The sequence below is a fragment of the Staphylococcus sp. EG-SA-15 genome (assembly GCF_017151895.1).
GTDB lineage: Bacteria > Bacillota > Bacilli > Staphylococcales > Staphylococcaceae > Staphylococcus > Staphylococcus aureus.
In genome coordinates this window covers 28,822-54,813 of the sequence record NZ_JACVZN010000008.1, presented here as the reverse complement: position 1 = coordinate 54,813, position 25,992 = coordinate 28,822, and the positions used below count along the sequence as shown (strand labels likewise).

Here is a 25,992-nt window from a genome sequence, read left to right as displayed (position 1 = left end):
AATGGGTAAAAAAATGGGTCTAGGTTTATCTATTGCATTGATTGTTATTGGTATTGCCGTTGTATGTTTAATGATTTTTTCTAGTCAAAAAACGACTTATTTTGGTTATATGAATAGTAAAACAAATGCAGAAAAAGTTGTCAGTGAAAAAGATGGATTAGTCAAACATAATATCAAAGTAGAACCATCAAATGATTTTAAACCGAAAAAAGGAGACTTTGTAAAATTAGTTTCTAAAGATGATGGGAAGACATTTTATAAACAAGAGATTGTTAAACATGATGACGTCCCACACGGTTTAATGATGAAAATTCACGACATGCATATGAATTAATAAAAAAGCATCTATAACGTAATTTTGAAGAAGTAGAGTTATCTTCTTATGCGTTTTAGATGCTTTTTTATCTTCAAATTCAAAAAATCGGACAGATAAAAAGTAAAAACTTTCCATCAGTACGATTTATTATAGAACCCGTTTTAAGTAATTAGAGAGACGAGAATCATTTTGTAAATTTCGTCAGTTCAAAACTTTAAGTGCATTATTGTTTAGCACGACGATCTTTAATATATAATATTAATTCAATTATAAATACAAGGATAAGTGATAATCCAAATAATGGCATTAATAATCCTAATACAATTAAACATATTATGAGTGATATAGATGCTGGTTTTTTTACGCGATGTGGTACTTTTACTGCAGTATTTTTTGTACGCTTTATCCAAGAGACAAACCCCATGCCAATGGCTACTAATAAAGCGATACATACAAATAAATTAATGATTTTATTTAAAATGCCGAATAAATGACCTTCGTGAAGCGGAATGCCCCATGTAAACCATTTAGCAATAATACCGTAGTCATCATATTTAATCGTACCTAGCTTTTTACCGCTATATTGGTCGAAATAAAGTGTTTGTTCCTTGTAAGGTGATACATCTAGCCCAGTAACACCTGAATTACTAGTATTAGATACAATAAAGGTACCATTTTTATCACTTGGATATACGATTGAAAACGGCTTTTTAATACCAGCTTTTTGCGCTTGTACAACGACCTTATCAATAGATATTTGATAATCTAATTTGGTTTGAGGCATTGCTGCATTACCATGATGACCACTTGAACCTTTTTCGGATGAAGCTGGCTGTTTATTTTTACGTGTAGCCCAAGGTAATTCGTTCAAATCTGATTTAGGTGGATTAATCGCTAATTCACCTTGACCAAGGTCACCGTTTGTGTCCATCATACCGGCAATTTTACTGCCCATAAAACCAGACCATGGCAATCCAGTTAAAACTAATACAAATACTGGAATTGCAATGATAACTCCAATCATTGCGTGCCACTTTTGCCAACGAAGTGCCTTACCTTTGTTAGAAATTAAATGCTTCTTAATGAGTAAATAAGTACCAGATAAAATCATGAATATCGTCCAACATGCGGTTAACTCTACTAAATAATTAATAATAGTATTTTCAGTAAACAAAGAACTATGTATACTTCGCATCACATTAGAATACGTATGTTTCGCATTTTGATCTGCAACAAATTGATTGTTATGATCTAGAAAGACGTAACGTTGATTTCCTGCCATATCACTCAGTGTAATTCGTTTGTTATATGGTTCATCAAGTATGCTAACTTTACTTACAAAGAATCCTTCATATTGTTGTTCAACTTGATGTACTGCATCATTTAATGTTTGATGCGTTTTTACATCACTGTCACCAAAAAACTCATTCTTATAAATATTATTTTCAACTTCTGGAAAGAACAAGTAACCAATGCCCGAAATGGTTAAAGTGATTAACAGTGGAGCAATAAATATTGCTGCATAGAAATGTAATCTTTGTAATGGATTAAATGTATTTTTCATATTTCCCTCCCAATTGGCTATTATACGGTGTCAATTCTGTGACGTGTGTGAACAAACTGTGACAATATTTATTTTCTAGAAAAATTTAACGATGATTTGTGATTTTTAGAAATATGAACTTTTAAGTTGGAATGTTTGAAGAAAATTGATTATTCGTATGTTTTATCAAGCAGCTATGATAAAATTTAAACATAATACAATGCGAGCCATTTAACGATCTATGTTTAAATGGACATCGATATTGTATGAATTCGTTTTAACAAGCAAGCATTTCTATGTGAACGAACCAAAGGGGAAAGTAACATGATTAATAAAGAACAATTAGATCTTTTATATAAATTAAAAAAAGAAGTTGAAAAGTCGCGAAATGAAGCACTTTTACATACAATTAACCAAGTAATTAAGAAAGTATATTTGCAGCAATATACATGTTCGTTCGTTGGACATTTTTCTGCAGGTAAATCGACACTGATAAATTTATTAATTGAACAAGATATCTTACCAAGTTCACCTGTACCAACGACAAGTAATACTGCTATTGTGTCAGTTTCAGACAATCACGATATTATTGCTAATTTGCCGAATCAAACGTATGCCAAATTATCTAATTATGATGAAGTAAGGGAAATGAATCGCCAAAATGTCGACGTTGAATCTGTAGAAATTAATTTTCAATCAGCTAAATTTGAAAATGGGTTTACGTTGCAAGATACACCAGGTGTTGATTCAAATGTTGCATCACATCAGTCAATAACAGAACAATATATGTATACAAGTAATATGATATTTTATACGGTTGACTATAACCACGTTCAATCTGAACTTAACTTTAAGTTTATGAAGCATATAAATGATGTTGGAATACCTGTTGTGTTTATCATTAATCAAATTGACAAGCATCAAGACGATGAATTGTCATTCTCTACGTTTAAATCACGAGTTGAAAAATCAATTGCAGATTGGGGCATTAAATTAGAACGCACCTTTTATGTATCTAAATTTGATCACCCTGAAAATGAACTTGAAGTATTATCAAGTTATCTAATTTCATTAGATCAACATAGAGAGACAATAGAGGATTATACATCAAGAACGGTTGAATACATTACCGAAGCTCAGCTAGATTACATTCAGTCTGAAATTCAGGAAGTACTAGAAGATTTAGGTATCGAAGAAGCGGAGTTTGAACAAGCATTTTTAAATAGTCAACAACATCAAGCAATTAGTGAAGAGGCACAACTTTTAAATAATCCAGATGAATTAATGGCATTTTTAAAGAATAAGCGTAAAAATATTTTAGAAAATGCATACATTATGCCGCATAATATGAGAGAAATGTTACGAAGTTATTTGGAAAGTATGTCTCAAGACTTTAATGTTGGTGGGTTTTTTAATAAAAAGAAGAAAAAGCTACAAATTCAACAACAGCGATTATTAACAGCGACAGATGCGTTACAAGAACATGTTAATCAACAAATTCGTCAACCAATGCGAGAAGATATGTCATTTGTAACGCGTTTTATCAATAAAAAAGAAGCTTCAGATAAAGTATTAAATCAGCATTATGACGTTAAGCCGGAAATGATTGAAGATTTATATCAACCACAAACATCAATCAGCAATACTTATGTACTTACATTTTCAGACGAAGTGGTTAAAGCCATTAAGAAATATGTTGAACAACAATCAACACCAATTTTTAAAGAAATAATAGAAAATGTGCAGGCAGATGAATTACCAACAGAAGAAAGTGATGATTTAAAAGAATATCAACGTTATACAGAATTAAATGAGCTGCGTCAGTCATTGACGACTAAGAATTATCGTCACTACTATATTCATTTAGATGAATCTCTAGATAAATTAATAGGTCGACAAGAGACAACATATCAAGTGGCTACTGATAATACTCAGGATAATCGTGATAATCAGCAGCTAAATCAAAATACAGCTACAACAAATATGTCTATAGATATTCAAAAAGCGCTTGATATAATTTCGGATGTGCCTTTGTTCAAGCGTACAAAGCAAGATATCCACGAAACATTAACACGTATAGATAATAAATTAATAAAAATAGGTGTATTTGGAACATTTAGTGCTGGTAAAAGTAGTTTGATAAATGCATTATTAGGCGAGCAGATTTTAGTCAGTTCTCCAAATCCTACTACAGCAGCTACTACAGAAATATCTTATGGAGACGAGAGTTATATAACGCTAAAATCACAATCGCAATTATTAGATGAAATTAATGCAGTAGTTGAATACCAAGATATGTCTTTTTCAACTATAGAAGACTTTATTAATTCAGATTTAGAAAAGTTAAAATCACATTTAAATAAAAATCAACTCGCTTTTGTACATGCAGTTGAAAAACATTATAATTTGTATGTCAATATGTTGGAAAATGGTGAAAAACATGCCATTAATCAACAAGAATTGAAAAAGTGGAGTGCAGAAGATGAATACGCAACATTTGTTAAAACAGTACACATTGCATTAATGCATGATTGGTTAAAAGGTAAAATAATTGTTGATTCATTAGGGCTACACTCAAATAACCAAAGGCATACAAATGAAACCGAGCAAATTTTAACTTCTTCAGACTTAATATTGTATGTAAGTTATTTTAATCATTCATTTACTGATAATGACAAGGCGTTTATAGAACACATGAAAGATATGAACCAGTTGAATGAAAACCAAGCATTTAAAATGGTAATTAATGCTGCTGATTTAGCAGAAAGTCAAGATGATCTTGAAGCGGTTGAAACATATGTATCAGATGCATTAAGACAAGTACACTTACAATCAGACATTTTTGCTGTATCAAGTCGAAATGCATTACAAGCTGAAGATAAGGGCATTGATCAATTAAAACAAAGCATACAACAATTTGTTGATGTTGAATCTAAATCAATTTTAGAACAACAAATGATTCATCAGCTTAAACAAATGGATCGTTCTTATGTAGAGATGATTACAGAATTTGAAACAAATAAAGCTGATATTTCACGTCGCCAACAAAGGTTAACAGTCTATAAAGATAAACAGCGTTTACAACATCAATTAATTGATGCGACGTTACAACATACAGACAACGAAGTTGAAGAACAAGTTTATCATTTAAATGCACGTTTAAAATTACAACTACTTGACGATGTTAAATCAGTGTTTAATTCTCAAATGACGCAAAATAGTGATTTTAATGAAGAAAAGAAAGTGTCTACGAAAGTATACTTAGATCAAATTCATCAACGATTGTTTTTAGAGCAATCTTTAATTACAGAACGTATAAAAAAATACTTTAATAAGCAACTCACTGAGCAAATTGCACCAATCGTTCAACAATTAGCAGATTTACATGTCATTGTTAATCCTCAGTTTAACTTTGAATCAGCTAATATAGAGCAACCATTATTGCACATCGATTTCAATGATATGCTAAATGCATTGCCTAAACAATTAACAAAACGTAAAATTTTGAATCCAAATGGGCAAAGAGATATACATGAATCAATTTGTCAAAGTACGTTAGGATTATTACAACCACAAATGGGATTATTGAGGCAACAACTTGAATTATATGTTAAGCAAATGGCTGTAGAAGCTGAATCGCAATTTGAAAGTTTTGAAGCTAATATTCAAACGCAAATAAACGATTTATTAGCATTTGATTTAGATACAACACTTATCAATCAATTGAAAGATAAACATCAACAACTGAAAACTATTTTATATTAAGAAAGAAGGAACGTTTTAAATGCCTAATAAAATATTACTTGTAGATGGTATGGCACTATTATTTAGACATTTCTACGCTACAAGTCTTCATAAACAATTTATGTACAATTCACAAGGTGTACCTACAAATGGAATACAAGGGTTTGTGCGTCATATCTTTTCGGCAATACATGAAATACGCCCTACACATGTAGCTGTATGTTGGGATATGGGACAATCAACTTTTAGAAATGATATGTTTGATGGTTATAAGCAAAATCGTTCTGCACCACCAGAAGAATTGATACCACAATTTGATTATGTTAAAGAAATTTCAGAGCAATTTGGCTTTGTAAATATTGGCGTTAAAAACTATGAAGCGGATGATGTTATAGGTACATTAGCACAACAATATTCAACTGATAACGATGTCTATATTATTACGGGCGACAAAGATTTACTGCAATGTATTAATGACAATGTTGAAGTCTGGCTAATTAAAAAAGGTTTTAACATTTATAATAGATATACATTACATCGTTTTAACGAAGAATATGCCCTTGAACCACAACAACTAATCGATATTAAAGCGTTTATGGGTGATACAGCAGATGGATATGCAGGTGTTAAAGGAATTGGTGAGAAAACGGCTATTAAGTTAATTCAGCAATATCAAAGCGTTGAAAATGTGGTTGAAAACATTGATGCATTATCAGCTGGGCAACGTAATAAGATTAATGACAATTTAGATGAACTATATTTATCGAAGCGACTGGCTGAAATTCACACACAAGTACCAATTGATAGTGAAGCGCTTTTTGAGAAAATGTCATTTGCAACAACGCTTAATCATATTTTATCAATTTGTAACGAACATGAATTACATGTTTCAGGAAAATATATTTCATCCCATTTTTAAAAAGTATAAGATTTTATGAAAAATTAAACCAATTAAGTATAAAAAGACTATTTCTATCGATACAAGGTAGAAATAGTCTTTTTGCGTATTTGGATATGTCAGAGTGAATAAATAAGCCGAATTTTGATAGATACATATTTGATTAATCAATAGAGTATAAAGAATTATATTTCATCCAAATAAATTACCATACACTACAAAATAGTACAGTTACAACTTTATTAATCTAAAAAAACATATTTGATTAATTAGTTTTTGAGTCAATGTATTAATACAACTATAAATCAAATGGAGTATAAGAAATAAATATAGTGGTATAATTGCACATAATATTTAAGAATAAGAATAATATATTAAATATTTATTAACAAATTATAGATAAAATATGAATAATTAATTAATGGTATTTACATATTCATAACCAAAGGATAAAATAATTGTGAAATTATTCACAAATGAAAGAGGAGTGTTGCAAATGTTAGTTGCAGTAGTCAAAGAATTAAAACAAGGTGAAGGACGTGTAGCTTGCACACCCGAAAATGTGCGTAAGTTAACGGATGCAGGACATAAAGTAATTGTTGAAAAAAATGCTGGCATTGGTTCAGGATTTTCTAACGATATGTATGAAAAAGAAGGCGCTAAGATCGTAACTCACGAACAAGCATGGGAAGCTGATCTTGTTATCAAAGTAAAAGAACCTCATGAAAGCGAATATCAATATTTCAAAAAGAATCAAATTATCTGGGGATTTTTACATCTAGCATCTTCAAAAGAAATAGTAGAAAAAATGCAAGAAGTTGGTGTAACTGCGATTAGTGGTGAAACCATTATAAAAAATGGAAAAGCAGAATTATTAGCGCCAATGAGTGCTATAGCAGGTCAACGCTCAGCAATTATGGGAGCTTACTACTCTGAAGCACAACATGGTGGTCAAGGTACTTTAGTGACTGGTGTACATGAAAATGTGGATATACCTGGTAGTACATATGTGATTTTCGGTGGTGGCGTAGCAGCAACAAATGCAGCAAATGTTGCCTTGGGACTAAATGCTAAAGTAATCATTATCGAGTTAAACGATGACCGCATTAAATATCTTGAAGATATGTATGCAGAAAAAGATGTCACAGTAGTCAAATCAACACCAGAAAATTTAGCAGAACAAATTAAGAAAGCAGATGTATTTATTTCTACAATTTTAATTCCAGGTGCGAAACCGCCAAAATTGGTTACTCGTGAGATGGTTAAATCAATGAAAAAAGGTTCAGTATTAATCGATATAGCTATTGACCAAGGTGGAACTATTGAAACAATTAGACCAACTACAATTTCTGATCCAGTGTATGAAGAAGAAGGTGTGATTCATTATGGTGTACCAAATCAACCAGGAGCAGTCCCAAGAACTTCAACAATGGCATTAGCACAAGGAAATATTGATTATATATTAGAAATTTGTGACAAAGGCTTAGAACAAGCAATTAAAGATAATGAAGCCTTAAGTACTGGTGTAAACATTTACCAAGGACAAGTGACAAATCAAGGATTAGCTTCATCACATGACCTAGATTATAAAGAAATATTAAATGTTATCGAATAGATAATAATTTAAATGAAATTGAGTGAAATGAATATTTTAAATATAGCATTATAGTTTGGACTAAAAATTTACAAAACGGAAGGATGTAATTATTATGACAACCAACACAGTTACATTACAAACAGCACATATTGTAAGTTTAGGAGATATCGAAGAAGCTAAAGCAAGCATTAAACCATTTATTCGTCGAACACCTCTAATTAAATCAATGTATTTAAGCCAAAGTATAACTAAAGGGAATGTATTTCTAAAATTAGAAAATATGCAATTCACAGGATCTTTTAAATTTAGAGGCGCTAGCAATAAAATTAATCACTTAACAGATGAACAAAAAGAAAAAGGCATTATCGCAGCATCTGCTGGGAACCATGCACAAGGTGTTGCTTTAACAGCTAAATTATTAGGCATTGATGCAACTATCGTAATGCCTGAAACAGCACCACAAGCGAAACAACAAGCAACAAAAGGCTATGGGGCAAAGGTTATTTTAAAAGGTAAAAACTTTAACGAAACTAGACTTTATATGGAAGAATTAGCGAAAGAAAATGGCATGACAATCGTTCATCCATATGACGATAAGTTTGTAATGGCAGGCCAAGGAACAATTGGTTTAGAAATTTTAGATGATATTTGGAATGTGAATACAGTCATCGTACCAGTTGGCGGTGGAGGATTAATTGCAGGTATTGCCACCGCATTAAAATCATTTAACCCTTCAATTCATATTATCGGTGTTCAATCTGAGAATGTTCATGGTATGGCTGAGTCTTTCTATAAGAGAGATTTAACTGAACATCGAGTGGATAGCACGATAGCAGATGGTTGTGATGTAAAAGTTCCTGGTGAACAAACATATGAAGTAGTTAAACATTTAGTAGATGAATTTATTCTTGTTACTGAAGAAGAAATTGAACATGCTATGAAAGATTTAATGCAGCGTGCCAAAATTATTACTGAAGGTGCAGGCGCATTACCAACAGCTGCAATTTTAAGTGGAAAAATAAACAATAAATGGCTTGAAGATAAAAATGTTGTTGCTTTAGTTTCAGGCGGGAATGTTGACTTAACTAGAGTTTCAGGTGTCATTGAACATGGACTGAATATTGCAGATACAAGCAAGGGTGTGGTAGGTTAAAACATTTAATCTTAAAAATGAGGTGTAATTATGTCAAATGGTAAAGAATTACAAAAAAATATAGGTTTCTTCTCAGCGTTTGCTATTGTTATGGGGACAGTTATTGGTTCAGGAGTATTCTTTAAAATATCAAACGTAACAGAAGTAACAGGAACAGCAGGAATGGCCTTGTTTGTATGGTTCCTAGGCGGCATCATTACCATTTGTGCGGGGTTAACAGCAGCAGAACTTGCTGCTGCAATCCCTGAAACAGGTGGCTTAACGAAGTATATAGAATATACATACGGTGATTTCTGGGGCTTCCTATCAGGTTGGGCGCAATCATTTATTTATTTTCCAGCTAACGTAGCAGCATTGTCTATCGTATTTGCGACACAGCTAATTAATTTATTCCATTTATCTATAGGTTCGTTAATACCAATAGCAATCGCATCTGCGTTATCTATTGTGTTGATAAATTTCCTAGGTTCAAAAGCAGGCGGAATTTTACAATCAGTTACTTTAGTAATTAAACTGATTCCAATCATCGTTATTGTAATTTTTGGTATTTTTCAATCTGGAGATATCACTTTTTCATTAATTCCAACTACAGGTAATTCAGGAAATGGTTTCTTTACAGCAATTGGTAGTGGTTTATTAGCAACTATGTTTGCATATGATGGTTGGATTCATGTAGGAAATGTTGCGGGGGAACTTAAAAATCCTAAACGCGATTTACCTTTAGCGATTTCAGTTGGTATCGGTTGTATTATGGCTGTATATTTATTAATTAACGCTACATTTTTATTAACGTTGCCAATAGAACTACTTGCTGGTAACTTAAATGCAGCTTCAGATACATCAAAAATATTATTTGGTGAAAATGGCGGTAAAATTATTACAATCGGTATATTAATTTCTGTTTATGGTACGATCAATGGCTATACTATGACTGGTATGCGCGTACCATATGCAATGGCTGAAAGAAAATTATTGCCATTTAGCCACTTATTCGCAAAATTAACAAAATCTGGCGCACCATGGTTTGGCGCAATTATACAACTTATAATCGCTATCATCATGATGTCAATGGGAGCATTTGATACAATTACAAACATGTTAATCTTTGTTATTTGGTTGTTCTATTGTATGTCATTTGTTGCGGTAATAATTTTAAGAAAACGTGAACCAAATATGGAGCGTCCATATAAAGTACCGTTATATCCGATCATACCTTTAATTGCTATTTTGGCAGGATCTTTTGTATTAATTAATACACTGTTTACACAATTTATATTAGCAATCATTGGAATTCTAATAACAGCACTTGGTATACCAGTTTATTACTATAAGAAGAAACAAAAAGCAGCATAAGGTAAGATAACTAGCATTGAGAATAAATGGATGGACTACTAATAAATTTAAAGTTTTACACATTAAAATTAAAACCATTCAATTATTCTAACGAACAGACAAATTTCTGTTATGGAATTTGTCTGTTTTTCAAAAGTATAGGGAGGCAAATAGAGATGGAAAAGCCGTCAAGAGAGGCATTTGAAGGCAATAATAAGTTGTTAATAGGAATTGTTTTAAGTGTAATAACGTTTTGGCTATTTGCACAATCATTGGTTAATGTTGTACCAATACTTGAAGATAGTTTCAATACAGATATTGGAACGGTTAATATCGCCGTTAGTATAACTGCTTTATTTTCAGGAATGTTTGTAGTAGGAGCAGGTGGTCTTGCTGATAAATATGGCAGAATTAAACTCACGAACATTGGTATTATCTTAAATATATTAGGTTCATTATTAATCATTATTTCAAATATTCCTTTATTACTTATTATAGGAAGATTAATTCAAGGACTTTCAGCAGCATGTATTATGCCTGCAACTTTGTCTATTATTAAGTCATATTACATTGGGAAAGATAGACAACGCGCTTTAAGTTATTGGTCAATTGGCTCATGGGGCGGCTCTGGTGTTTGTTCATTTTTTGGAGGTGCAGTTGCAACGCTTTTAGGTTGGCGTTGGATTTTCATCCTATCAATTATAATTTCATTAATTGCACTGTTTCTTATTAAAGGCACACCTGAAACTAAATCTAAATCGATTTCTCTAAATAAATTTGACATTAAAGGTCTGGTTCTTTTAGTCATTATGCTCCTCAGTTTAAATATTTTAATTACTAAAGGATCAGAATTAGGTGTAACCTCACTTCTTTTTATCACTTTATTAGCAATTGCAATTGGATCTTTTAGTTTATTTATAGTTCTTGAAAAGCGTGCTACAAATCCTTTAATCGATTTTAAATTATTTAAAAATAAAGCTTACACAGGTGCAACAGCTTCAAACTTTTTGTTAAATGGTGTTGCAGGAACATTAATAGTAGCCAACACATTTGTTCAAAGAGGTTTAGGATATTCTTCATTGCAAGCAGGAAGTTTATCAATCACTTATTTAGTAATGGTACTAATTATGATTCGTGTTGGTGAAAAGTTACTTCAAACACTCGGATGCAAGAAACCAATGTTAATTGGAACAGGAGTTCTTATTGTCGGAGAATGTCTCATTTCATTAACTTTCTTGCCAGAAATATTGTATGTCATTTGTTGTATTATAGGTTATTTATTCTTTGGTTTAGGACTAGGGATATATGCTACACCATCAACAGATACAGCAATTGCAAATGCACCGTTAGAAAAAGTAGGCGTTGCTGCAGGTATCTATAAAATGGCTTCTGCATTAGGTGGAGCATTTGGCGTCGCATTGAGTGGTGCAGTATATGCAATCGTATCAAATATGACAAACATTTATACAGGTGCAATGATTGCATTATGGTTAAATGCAGGTATGGGAATATTATCATTCGTTATCATTTTGTTACTTGTGCCTAAACAAAACGACACTCAATTATGATAATTGAGAATTAAATTGAAATCATACAAGTCGCTACAATATTAAACAAAAATATAAACCGATTCTTATGTGTCATTATTTTAAATGAACATAGGGATTGGTTTTTTATTACTCTTTTACACTACTTTATTTATAATTAATATAAATTGTCACAAATTCAATTTACCTTACAATATATTTTGTGTTATTATATTCTTGAGCATAAATAAATTGTTCAACACATAGTTGTAATGTGTTTCAATACTTTTTGGATAGATTGCGAAATTGTATTGAATCGTCATCGTTTTAAATTTTTAAATGAGAATGGAATGAGCATTACAATATACAAGCAATCAAAAGTAAATACATTCACAACACAACAGAGACATAACAACAAGATAAGGAGTGAACAATAGCTGTGAATTATCGTGATAAAATTCAAAAGTTTAGTATTCGTAAATATACAGTTGGTACATTTTCAACTGTCATTGCGACATTGGTATTTTTAGGATTCAATACATCACAAGCACATGCTGCTGAAACAAATCAACCAGCAAGCGTGGTTAAACAGAAACAACAAAGTAATAATGAACAGACTGAGAATCGAGAATCTCAAGTACAAAATTCTCAAAATTCACAAAATAGTCAATCATTATCTGCTACTCATGAAAATGAGCAACCAAATATTAGTCAAGCTAATTTAGTAGATCAAAAAGTAGCGCAATCATCTACTACTAATGATGAACAACCAGCATCTCAAAATGTAAATACAAAGAAAGATTCGGCAACGGCTGCGACAACACAACCAGATAAAGAAGAAGGTAAGCATAAACAAAACGAAAGTCAATCTGCTAATAAAAATGGAAACGACAATAGAGCGGCTCATTTAGAAAATCATGAAGCAAATGTAGTAACAGCTTCAGATTCATCTGATAATGGTAACGTACAACATGACCGAAATGAATTACAAGCATTTTTTGATGCAAATTATCATGATTATCGCTTTATTGACCGTGAAAATGCAGATTCTGGCACATTTAACTATGTAAAAGGCATTTTTGATAAGATTAATACGTTATTAGGCAGTAATGATCCAATAAACAATAAAGACTTGCAACTTGCATACAAAGAATTGGAACAAGCTGTTGCTTTAATTCGTACAATGCCTCAACGTCAACAAACTAGCCGTCGATCAAACAGAATTCAAACGCGTTCTGTTGAGTCTAGAGCTGCAGAGCCTAGATCAGTATCAGACTATCAAAATGCAAATTCATCATATTATGTTGAAAATGCTAATGATGGTTCAGGATATCCTGTAGGTACATATATCAATGCTTCTAGTAAAGGGGCGCCATATAATTTACCAACTACACCATGGAATACATTGAAGGCCTCTGACTCAAAGGAAATTGCTCTTATGACAGCGAAACAAACTGGAGATGGCTACCAATGGGTTATTAAGTTTAATAAAGGACATGCTCCACATCAAAATATGATTTTCTGGTTTGCATTACCAGCAGACCAAGTGCCAGTAGGAAGAACTGACTTTGTAACAGTTAATTCAGATGGAACAAATGTACAATGGAGTCATGGAGCAGGAGCAGGTGCAAATAAACCACTTCAACAAATGTGGGAATATGGAGTAAATGATCCTGATCGTTCACATGACTTTAAAATAAGAAATAGAAGTGGCCAAGTAATATATAGCTGGCCAACTGTCCATGTTTATTCTTTAGAAGATTTATCTAGAGCGAGTGATTATTTTAGTGAAGCTGGAGCAACAGCTGCTACTAAAGCATTTGGTAGACAAAATTTTGAATATATTAATGGTCAAAAACCTGCTGAATCACCGGGTGTTCCTAAAGTTTATACTTTCATCGGTCAAGGTGATGCAAGTTATACAATTTCATTTAAAACACAAGGTCCAACTGTTAATAAATTGTACTATGCAGCAGGTGGGCGTGCTTTAGAGTACAATCAATTATTTATGTACAGTCAACTATACGTCGAATCAACGCAAGACCATCAACAACGTCTTAATGGTTTAAGACAAGTGGTTAATCGTACATATCGCATAGGTACAACTAAACGTGTAGAAGTGAGTCAAGGAAATGTACAAACGAAAAAGGTATTAGAAAGTACAAACCTAAATATAGATGATTTTGTTGATGATCCATTAAGTTATGTTAAGACGCCGAGTAATAAAGTGTTAGGTTTTTACCCAACTAATGCAACTACTAACGCTTTTAGACCGGGGGGCGTTCAGGAATTAAATGAATATCAATTAAGTCAATTATTTACTGATCAAAAATTACAAGAAGCAGCAAGAACTAGAAACCCAATAAGATTAATGATTGGTTTCGACTATCCTGATGGTTATGGTAATAGTGAAACTTTAGTTCCTGTTAACTTAACGGTATTACCTGAAATCCAACATAATATTAAATTCTTTAAAAATGACGATACTCAAAATATTGCTGAAAAACCATTTTCAAAACAAGCTGGGCATCCAGTTTTCTATGTATATGCAGGTAACCAAGGGAATGCTTCCGTGAATTTAGGTGGTAGCGTAACATCTATTCAACCATTACGTATTAATTTAACAAGTAATGAGAATTTTACAGATAAAGATTGGCAAATTACAGGTATTCCGCGTACATTACACATTGAAAACTCGACAAATAGACCTAATAATGCCAGAGAACGCAATATTGAACTTGTTGGTAACTTATTACCAGGGGATTACTTTGGAACGATACGTTTTGGACGTAAAGAACAATTATTCGAAATTCGTGTTAAACCACATACACCAACAATTACAACGACAGCTGAGCAATTAAGAGGTACAGCATTACAAAAAGTACCTGTTAATATTTCGGGAATACCGTTGGATCCATCTGCATTGGTTTATTTAGTTGCACCAACAAATCAAACTACGAATGGTGGTAGTGAGGCAGATCAAATACCATCTGGTTATACGATACTTGCGACTGGTACACCTGATGGGGTCCATAACACAATTACTATACAACCAAAAGATTATGTTGTATTCATACCACCAGTAGGTAAACAAATTAGAGCAGTAGTTTATTATAATAAAGTAGTTGCATCTAATATGAGTAATGCTGTTACTATTTTGCCAGATGACATTCCACCAACAATCAATAATCCTGTTGGAATAAATGCCAAATATTATCGTGGTGATGAAGTTAGCTTTACTATGGGGGTTTCAGATAGACATTCTGGATTAAAAAGTACAACTATTACGACATTGCCAAGTGGTTGGACATCAAATTTAACTAAATCCGACAACAAAAACGGCTCATTAGCTATTACAGGTAGAGTCTCTATGAATCAGGCATTTAACAGTGATATTACATTTAAAGTATCAGCGACAGACAATGTCAATAATACGACAAATGATAGTCAATCTAAACATGTGTCAATTCATGTAGGTAAAATTAGTGAAGATGCTCATCCGATTGTATTAGGAAATACTGAGAAAGTTGTAGTAGTCAATCCGACTGCTGTATCTAATGATGAAAAGCAAAGCATAATTACTGCCTTTATGAATAAAAACCAAAATATAAGAGGATATTTAGCATCAACTGATCCAGTAACTGTCGATAATAATGGTAATGTCACATTACATTACCGTGATGGCTCATCAACAACGCTTGATGCTACAAATGTGATGACATACGAACCAGTTGTGAAATCTGAATATCAAACTGCCAATGCAGCTAAAACAGCAACGGTAACGATTGCTAAAGGACAATCATTTAATATTGGTGATATTAAACAATATTTTACTTTAAGTAATGGACAAGCTATTCCAAGTGGCACATTTACAAATATTACATCTGATAGAACTATTCCAACTGCACAAGAAGTTAGTCAAATGAATGCAGGCACGCAGTTATATCACATAGTTGCTTCAAATGCATATCATAAAGACACTGAAGATTTCTATATTAGTTTAAAAATCGTTGATGTGAAACAACCTGAAGGCGATCAACGTGTCTATCGTACGTCAACATATGATTTAACTACTGATGAAATCTCAAAAGTAAAACAAGCTTTTATTAATGCAAATAGAGATGTAATTACACTTGCCGAAGGTGATATTTCAGTTACAAATACACCTAATGGTGCTAATGTAAGTACTATTACAGTAAATATTAATAAAGGTCGATTAACGAAATCATTCGCGTCAAACCTAGCTAATATGAATTTCTTGCGTTGGGTTAATTTCCCGCAAGATTATACAGTGACATGGACGAATGCAAAAATTGCAAACAGACCAACAGATGGTGGTTTATCATGGTCTGATGACCATAAATCTTTAATTTATCGTTATGATGCTACATTAGGCACACAAATTACAACTAATGTTATTTTAACGATGCTAAAAGCGACTACTACAGTGCCTGGATTGCGTAATAATATTACTGGTAATGAAAAAACACAAGCAGAAGCTGGCGGAAGACCTAACTTTAGAACGACTGGTTATTCACAATCAAATGCGACAACTGATGGTCAACGTCAATTTACGTTGAATGGTCAAGTGATTCAAGTGTTAGACATCATCAACCCTTCAAACGGTTATGGTGGGCAACCTGTTACAAATTCAAATACTCGTGCAAACCATAGTAACTCAACTGTTGTTAACGTAAACGAACCGGCAGCTAATGGTGCTGGCGCATTTACAATTGACCACGTTGTAAAAAGTAATTCTACACATAATGCAAGTGATGCAGTTTATAAAGCACAGTTATACTTAACGCCATATGGTCCAAAACAATATGTTGAACATTTAAATCAAAATACAGGAAATACTACTGACGCTATTAACATTTATTTTGTACCAAGTGACTTAGTGAATCCTACAATTTCAGTAGGTAATTACACTAATCATCAAGTGTTCTCAGGTGAAACATTTACAAATACTATTACAGCGAATGATAACTTTGGTGTGCAATCTGTAACTGTACCAAATACATCACAAATTACAGGTACTGTTGATAATAACCATCAACATGTTTCTGCAACGGCACCAAATGTGACATCAGCAACTAATAAGACAATCAATTTATTAGCAACTGATACAAGCGGCAATACAGCTACAACTTCGTTCAATGTAACAGTGAAACCTTTGCGTGATAAATATCGAGTTGGTACTTCATCAACGGCTGCTAATCCTGTGAGAATTGCCAATATTTCGAATAATACGACAGTATCACAAGCTGATCAAACAGCAATTATTAATTCATTAACGTTTACTGAAACAGTACCAAATAGAAGTTATGCAAGAGCAAGTGCGAATGAAATCACTAGTAAAACAGTTAGTAATGTCAGTCGTACTGGAAATAATGCCAATGTTACAGTAACTGCTACTTATCAAGATGGAACAACATCAACAGTGACTGTACCTGTAAAGCATGTCATTCCAAAAATCGTTGCACATTCGCATTACACTGTACAAGGCCAAGACTTCCCAGCAGGTAATGGTTCTAGTGCATCAGATTACTTTAAGTTATCTAATGGTAGTGCCATTCCAGATGCGACGATTACTTGGGTAAGTGGTCAAGCGCCAAATAAAGATAATACACGTATTGGTGAAGATATAACAGTAACTGCACATATCTTAATTGATGGTGAAACAACGCCGATTACGAAAACAGCAACATATAAAGTAGTAAGTACAGTACCGAAGCATGTCTTTGAGACGAATAGAGGCGCTGTGTTCCCAGGTGTATCTGATGTGTATGATGCGAAACAATATGTTAAACCAGTTAATGATTCTTGGACACAAAATGCGCAACGTATGAATTTCCAATTTACAAATTCATATGGACCAAGTAAAGATGTGGTTGGTATTTCAACAAGGGATATTCGAGTTACTTATGATAATCACCAAACGCAAATTATCAAGATTTTAGCAAAAGTTAAACCAGATCCACCGCGAATTGATGGCAACTCTGTGACTTATAAAGCAGGTCTTACTAACCAACAAATTAAAATTAATAATGTGTTAAGTAGTTCATCTATTAAATTATTTAAAGCAGATAATACGCCATTAACGATTACAAACACGACTTATGGTAGTGGTAATACTGCAGTTGTAACGGTAAGTGATGCGTTACCAAATGGTGTGATTAAGGCAAGGTCTTCTATCACAATGAATAATGTGACGTACACTACTCAAGATGAACATGGTCGAGCGATAGATGTAACAAGAAATGAATCTGTTGATTCAAATGACAGTGCAACAGTAACAGTGACACCACAATTACAAGCAACTACTGAAGGCGCTGTATTTATTAAAGGTGGCGACGGTTTTGATTTCGGACACGTAGAAAGATTTATTCAAAACCCGCCACATGGGGCAACGGTTGCATGGCATGATAGTCCAGATACATGGAAGAATACAGTCGGTAACACTCATAAAACTGCGGTTGTAACATTACCTAGTGGTCAAGGTACGCGTAATGTTGAAGTTCCAGTCAAAGTTTATCCAGTTGCTAATGCTAAGGCGCCATCACGTGATGTGAAAGGTCAAAATTTGACACATGGTACAAACGCTATTGATTACATTACATTTGATCCAAATACTAATACGAATGGTATTACAGCAGCATGGGCAAATAGACAACAACCAAATAACCAGCAAGCAGGCGTTCAACATTTAAATGTCGATGTCACATATCCAGGTATTTCAGCTGCTAAACGAGTTCCTGTAACTGTGAACGTATATCAATTTGAATTCCCTCAAACTACTTATACAACAACAGTTGGTGGCACTTTAGCAAGTGGTACGCAAGCATCAGGATATGCACATATGCAAAACGCTAATGGTTTACCAACAGATGGATTTACGTATAAATGGAATAATGCAGCAACTGGTACAAACGATGCAAACTGGGCAGCTATGAATAAACCTAATATGGCTAAAGTCGTTAACGCAAAATATGACGTCATCTATAACGGACATACTTTTGCAACATCTTTACCAGCGAAATTTGTAGTAAAAGATGTGCAACCAGCGAAACCAACTGTGACTGAAACAGCGGCAGGAGCGATTACAATTGCACCTGGAGCAAACCAAACAGTGAATACACATGCCGGTAACGTAACGACGTATGCTGATAAATTAGTTATTAAACGTAACGGCAGTGTCGTGACAACATTTACACGTCGCAATAATACAAGTCCATGGGTGAAAGAAGCATCTGCAACAACTGTAGCAGGTATTGCTGGAACTAATAATGGTATTACTGTTGCAGCAGGTACTTTCAATCCTGCTGATACAATTCAAGTTGTTGCAACACAAGGTAGTGGTGAAACAATCAGTGATGAGCAACGTAGTGATGATTTCACAGTTGTCGCACCACAACCGAACCAAGCGACTACTAAGATTTGGCAAAATGGTCATATTGATATCACGCCTAATAATCCATCAGGACATTTAATTAATCCAACACAAGCAATGGATATTGCTTACACTGAAAAAGTGGGTAATGGTGCAGAACATAGTAAGACAATTAATGTTGTTCGTGGTCAGAATAATCAATGGACAATTGCGAATAAGCCTGACTATGTAACGTTAGATGCACAAACTGGTAAAGTGACGTTCAATGCCAATACTATAAAACCAAATTCATCAATCACAATTACTCCGAAAGCAGGTACAGGTCACTCAGTAAGTAGTAATCCAAGTACATTAACTGCACCGGCAGCACATACTGTCAACACAACTGAAATTGTGAAAGATTATGGTTCAAATGTAACAGCAGCTGAAATTAACAATGCAGTTCAAGTTGCTAATAAACGTACTGCAACGATTAAAAATGGCACAGCAATGCCTACTAATTTAGCTGGTGGTAGCACAACGACGATTCCTGTGACAGTAACTTACAATGATGGTAGTACTGAAGAAGTACAAGAGTCCATTTTCACAAAAGCGGATAAACGTGAGTTAATCACAGCTAAAAATCATTTAGATGATCCAGTAAGCACTGAAGGTAAAAAGCCAGGTACAATTACGCAGTACAATAATGCAATGCATAATGCGCAACAACAAATCAATACTGCGAAAACAGAAGCACAACAAGTGATTAATAATGAGCGTGCAACACCACAACAAGTTTCTGACGCACTAACTAAAGTTCGTGCAGCACAAACTAAGATTGATCAAGCTAAAGCATTACTTCAAAATAAAGAAGATAATAGCCAATTAGTAACGTCTAAAAATAACTTACAAAGTTCTGTGAACCAAGTACCATCAACTGCTGGTATGACGCAACAAAGTATTGATAACTATAATGCGAAGAAGCGTGAAGCAGAAACTGAAATAACTGCAGCTCAACGTGTTATTGACAATGGCGATGCAACTGCACAACAAATTTCAGATGAAAAACATCGTGTTGATAACGCATTAACAGCATTAAACCAAGCGAAACATGATTTAACTGCAGATACACATGCCTTAGAGCAAGCAGTGCAACAATTGAATCGCACAGGTACAACGACTGGTAAGAAGCCGGCAAGTATTACTGCTTACAATAATTCGATTCGTGCACTTCAAAGTGACTTAACAAGTGCTAAAAATAGCGCTAATGCTATCATTCAGAAGCCAATAAGAACAGTGCAAGAGGTACAATCTGCGTTAACAAATGTAAATCGTGTCAATGAGCGATTAACGCAAGCAATTAATCAATTAGTACCTTTAGCTGATAATAGTGCTTTAAGAACTGCTAAGACGAAACTTGATGAAGAAATCAATAAATCAGTAACTACTGATGGTATGACACAATCATCAATCCAAGCATATGAAAATGCTAAACGTGCAGGTCAAACAGAATCAACAAATGCACAAAATGTTATTAACAATGGTGACACGACAGACCAACAAATTGCCGCAGAAAAAACAAAAGTAGAAGAAAAATATAATAGCTTAAAACAAGCAATTGCTGGATTAACACCAGACTTGGCACCATTACAAACTGCAAAAACTCAGTTGCAAAATGATATTGATCAGCCAACGAGTACGACTGGTATGACAAGCGCATCTGTTGCTACATTTAATGAAAAACTTTCAGCAGCTAGAACTAAAATACAAGAAATTGATCGCGTACTGGCATCTCATCCAGATGTTGCAACGATTCGTCAAAACGTGACAGCAACAAATGCTGCTAAAACAGCACTTGATCAAGCACGTAATGGCTTAACAGTCGATAAAGCACCTTTAGAAAATGCGAAAAATCAACTACAACATAGTATTGACACGCAAACAAGTACAACTGGTATGACACAAGACTCTGTAAATGCTTATAATGCGAAGTTAACGGCTGCACGTAATAAGGTTCAACAAATCAGTCAAGTATTAGCAGGTTCACCGACTGTAGATCAAATTAATACAAATACGTCTGCAGCAAATCAAGCTAAATCTGATTTGGATAATGCACGTCAAGCTTTAACACCAGATAAAGCGCCGCTTCAAAATGCGAAAACGCAATTAGAACAAAGCATTAATCAGCCAACAGATACAACAGGTATGACGACCGCTTCGTTAAATGCGTACAACCAAAAATTACAAGCAGCGCGTCAAAAGTTAACTGAAATTAATCAAGTGTTGAATGGCAATCCAACGGTCCAAAATATCAATGATAAAGTGGCAGAGGCAAACCAAGCTAAGGATCAATTAAATACAGCACGTCAAGGTTTAACATTAGATAGACAACCAGCGTTAACAACATTACATGGTGCATCTAACTTAAACCAAGCACAACAAAATAATTTCACGCAACAAATTAATGCTGCTCAAAATCATGCTGCGCTTGAAACAATTAAGTCTAACATTACGGCTTTAAATACTGCGATGACGAAATTAAAAGACAGTGTTGCGGATAATAATACAATTAAATCAGGTCAAAATTACACTGACGCAACACCAGCTAATAAACAAGCGTATGATAATGCAGTTAATGCGGCTAAAGGTGTCATTGGAGAAACGACTAATCCAACGATGGATGTTAACACAGTGAACCAAAAAGCAGCATCTGTTAAATCGACGAAAGATGCTTTAGATGGTCAACAAAACTTACAACGTGCGAAAACAGAAGCAACAAATGCGATTACGCATGCAAGTGATTTAAACCAAGCGCAAAAGAATGCATTAACACAACAAGTGAATAGTGCGCAAAATGTTCAAGCAGTAAATAATATTAAACAAACAACTCAAAGCTTAAACACTGCAATGACAGGTCTAAAACGTGGCGTTGCTAATCATAACCAAGTCGTACAAAGTGATAATTATGTCAACGCAGATACTAACAAGAAAAATGATTACAACAATGCATACAACCATGCGAATGACATTATTAATGGTAATGCACAACATCCAGTTATAACACCAAGTGATGTTAACAATGCCTTATCAAATGTCACAAGTAAAGAACATGCATTGAATGGTGAAGCTAAGTTAAATACTGCGAAACAAGAAGCGAACACTGCATTAGGTCATTTAAACAATTTAAATAATGCACAACGTCAAAACTTACAATCGCAAATTAATGGTGCGCATCAAATTGATGCAGTTAATACAATTAAGCAAAATGCAACAAACTTGAATAGTGCAATGGGTAACTTAAGACAAGCTGTTGCAGATAAAGATCAAGTGAAACGTACAGAAGATTATGCGGATGCAGATACAGCTAAACAAAATGCATATAACAGTGCAGTTTCAAGTGCCGAAACAATCATTAATCAAACAACAAATCCAACGATGTCTGTTGATGATGTTAATCGTGCAACTTCAGCTGTTACTTCTAATAAAAATGCATTAAATGGTGATGAAAAATTAGCACAATCTAAAACAGATGCTGCAAGAGCAATTGATGCATTACCGCATTTAAATAATGCACAAAAAGCAGATGTTAAATCTAAAATTAATGCTGCATCAAATATTGCTGGCGTAAATACTGTTAAACAACAAGGTACAGATTTAAATACAGCGATGGGTAACTTGCAAGGTGCAATCAATGACGAACAAACGACATTAAATAGTCAAAATTATCAAGATGCGACACCAAGTAAGAAAACAGCATACACAAATGCGGTACAAGCTGCGAAAGATATTTTAAATAAATCAAATGGTCAAAATAAAACGAAAGATCAAGTTACTGAAGCGATGAATCAAGTGAATTCTGCTAAAAATAACTTAGATGGTACGCGTTTATTAGATCAAGCGAAGCAAACAGCGAAACAGCAGTTAAATAATATGACGCATTTAACAACTGCACAAAAAACGAATTTAACAAACCAAATTAATAGTGGTACTACTGTCGCTGGTGTTCATACGGTTCAATCAAATGCCAATACATTAGATCAAGCCATGAATACGTTAAGACAAAGTATTGCCAACAAAGATGCGACTAAAGCAAGTGAAGATTACGTAGATGCTAATAATGATAAGCAAACAGCATATAACAACGCAGTAGCTGCTGCTGAAACGATTATTAATGCAAATAGTAATCCAGAAATGAATCCAAGTACGATTACACAAAAAGCAGAGCAAGTGAATAGTTCTAAAACGGCACTTAACGGTGATGAAAACTTAGCTACGGCAAAACAAAATGCGAAAACGTACTTAAACACATTAACGAGTATTACAGATGCTCAAAAGAACAATTTGATTAGTCAAATTAGTAGTGCGACAAGAGTTAGTGGTGTTGATACTGTAAAACAAAATGCACAACATCTAGATCAAGCTATGGCTAGCTTGCAAAGTGGTATTAACAACGAATCTCAAGTTAAATCATCTGAGAAATATCGTGATGCTGATACAAATAAACAACAAGAGTATGATAATGCTATTACTGCAGCGAAAGCGATTTTAAATAAACAACATGGTCCAAACACTGCGCAAAATGCAGTTGAAGCAGCATTGCAACGTGTGAATACTGCGAAAGATGCATTGAATGGCGATGCAAAATTAATTGCAGCTCAAAACGCAGCGAAACAACATTTAGGTACTTTAACGCATATCACTACAGCTCAACGTAATGATTTAACAAATCAAATTTCACAAGCTACAAACTTAGCTGGTGTTGAATCTGTTAAACAAAGTGCAAATAGTTTAGATGGCGCAATGGGTAACTTACAAACGGCTATCAACGATAAGTCAGGAACATTAGCGAGCCAAAACTTCTTGGATGCTGATGAGCAAAAACGTAATGCATACAATCAAGCTGTATCAGCAGCCGAAACCATTTTAAATAAACAAACTGGACCGAATACAGCGAAAACAGCAGTCGAACAAGCACTTAATAATGTTAATAATGCGAAACATGCATTAAATGGTACGCAAAACTTAAACAATGCGAAACAAGCAGCGATTACAGCAATCAATGGCGCATCTGATTTAAATCAACATCAAAAAGATGCATTAAAAGCACAAGCTAATGGTGCTCAACGCGTATCTAATGCACAAGATGTACAACGTAATGCGACTGAACTGAACACGGCGATGGGCACATTAAAACATGCCATCGCAGATAAGACGAATACGTTAGCAAGCAGTAAATATGTCAACGCCGATAGCACTAAACAAAATGCTTACACAACTAAAGTTACCAATGCTGAACATATTATTAGCGGTACGCCAACGGTTGTTACGACACCTTCAGAAGTAACAGCTGCAGCTAATCAAATAAACAGCGCGAAACAAGAATTAAATGGTGACGAAAGATTACGTGTAGCAAAACAAAACGCCAATACTGCTATTGATGCATTAACGCAATTAAATACTCCTCAAAAAGCTAAATTAAAAGAACAAGTGGGACAAGCCAATAGATTAGAAGACGTACAATCTGTTCAAACAAATGGACAAGCATTGAACAATGCAATGAAAGGCTTAAGAGATAGTATTGCTAACGAAACAACAGTCAAAGCAAGTCAAAACTATACAGACGCAAGTCCGAATAACCAATCAACATATAATAGCGCTGTGTCAAATGCGAAAGGTATCATTAATCAAACTAACAATCCGACTATGGATGCTAGTGCGATTACCCAAGCTGCAACACAAGTGAATAATGCTAAAAATGGTTTAAACGGTGCTGAAAACTTAAGAAATGCACAAAACACTGCTAAGCAAAACTTAAATACGTTATCACACTTAACAAATAACCAAAAATCTGCCATCTCATCACAAATTGACCGTGCAGGTCATGTGAGTGAGGTAACAGCTGCTAAAAATGCAGCAACTGAGTTAAACACGCAAATGGGCAACTTGGAACAAGCTATCCATGATCAAAACACAGTTAAACAAGGTGTTAACTTCACTGATGCAGATAAAGCTAAACGTGATGCGTATACAAATGCGGTAAGCAGAGCTGAAGCAATTCTGAATAAAACGCAAGGTGCAAATACGTCTAAACAAGATGTTGAAGCGGCTATTCAAAATGTTTCAAGTGCTAAAAATGCATTAAATGGTGATCAAAACGTTACAAATGCGAAGAATGCAGCTAAAAATGCATTAAATAACTTAACGTCAATTAATAATGCACAAAAACGTGACTTAACAACTAAAATTGATCAAGCAACAACTGTAGCTGGTGTTGAAGCTGTATCTAATACAGGTACACAATTGAATACAGCGATGGCTAACTTGCAAAATGGTATTAATGATAAAGCAAATACACTAGCAAGTGAAAACTATCATGATGCTGATTCAGATAAGAAAACTGCTTATACTCAAGCCGTTGCGAACGCAGAAAATATTTTAAATAAAAATAGTGGATCAAATTTAGATAAAGCTGCCGTTGAAAACGCGTTGTCACAAGTTGCTAATGCGAAAG

9 protein-coding genes (1 of these 9 only partly in view) are annotated in these 25,992 nt (G+C 34.0%); 8 read left to right on the top strand and 1 reads right to left on the bottom strand.

The features are described 5' to 3' along the window. The first annotated feature begins 1 nt into the window (after position 1). The gene (locus IDG64_RS05795; RefSeq protein WP_000516793.1) at positions 2 to 334 is read left to right on the top strand and encodes a DUF4889 domain-containing protein; all 333 of its coding nucleotides are present in this window, start codon (positions 2 to 4) and stop codon (positions 332 to 334) included. A gap of 205 nt (positions 335 to 539) precedes the next feature. Here the strand turns inward: IDG64_RS05795 and IDG64_RS05790 are convergent, their stop codons facing one another. Further along, positions 540 to 1,880, bottom strand: a complete 1,341-nt coding sequence (locus IDG64_RS05790; protein ID WP_000798984.1) for a PepSY-associated TM helix domain-containing protein — start codon at positions 1,878 to 1,880, stop codon at positions 540 to 542. Between the two features lie 303 nt (positions 1,881 to 2,183). Here IDG64_RS05790 and IDG64_RS05785 point away from each other — a divergent pair, with 303 nt between their 5' ends. The 7 genes from IDG64_RS05785 to ebh form a co-directional block, all read left to right on the top strand. Continuing rightward, positions 2,184 to 5,624, top strand: coding sequence for a dynamin family protein (locus tag IDG64_RS05785; protein WP_000608512.1), 3,441 nt, complete (start codon positions 2,184 to 2,186; stop codon positions 5,622 to 5,624). A 19-nt stretch (positions 5,625 to 5,643) separates the two neighbouring features. After that, positions 5,644 to 6,522 carry a 5'-3' exonuclease gene (locus IDG64_RS05780; RefSeq protein WP_001133021.1) on the top strand — a complete coding sequence of 293 codons (879 nt, stop codon included), beginning with the start codon at positions 5,644 to 5,646 and terminating at the stop codon, positions 6,520 to 6,522. 475 nt (positions 6,523 to 6,997) lie between these two features. Further along, positions 6,998 to 8,116, top strand: coding sequence for an alanine dehydrogenase (ald, locus tag IDG64_RS05775; protein ID WP_000959424.1), 1,119 nt, complete (start codon positions 6,998 to 7,000; stop codon positions 8,114 to 8,116). A 94-nt stretch (positions 8,117 to 8,210) separates the two neighbouring features. Then, positions 8,211 to 9,251 carry a bifunctional threonine ammonia-lyase/L-serine ammonia-lyase TdcB gene (gene tdcB, locus IDG64_RS05770; protein WP_000210828.1) on the top strand — a complete coding sequence of 347 codons (1,041 nt, stop codon included), beginning with the start codon at positions 8,211 to 8,213 and terminating at the stop codon, positions 9,249 to 9,251. A gap of 30 nt (positions 9,252 to 9,281) precedes the next feature. Next, on the top strand, positions 9,282 to 10,604 hold the full coding sequence (locus IDG64_RS05765) for an APC family permease (RefSeq protein ID WP_000064778.1): 1,323 nt from the start codon (positions 9,282 to 9,284) through the stop codon (positions 10,602 to 10,604). A 155-nt stretch (positions 10,605 to 10,759) separates the two neighbouring features. Then, a complete protein-coding gene (gene norB, locus IDG64_RS05760; RefSeq protein WP_000414688.1) occupies positions 10,760 to 12,151 on the top strand; it encodes a multidrug efflux MFS transporter NorB in 1,392 nt (463 codons plus the stop codon). A 397-nt stretch (positions 12,152 to 12,548) separates the two neighbouring features. Continuing rightward, positions 12,549 to 25,992, top strand: partial view of a hyperosmolarity resistance protein Ebh gene (ebh, locus tag IDG64_RS05755; RefSeq protein WP_206171292.1) — the beginning only. 17,969 nt of this gene lie beyond the right edge of the window; only the first 13,444 of its 31,413 coding nucleotides appear in the window; it begins with the start codon at positions 12,549 to 12,551; its stop codon lies off the right edge, out of view.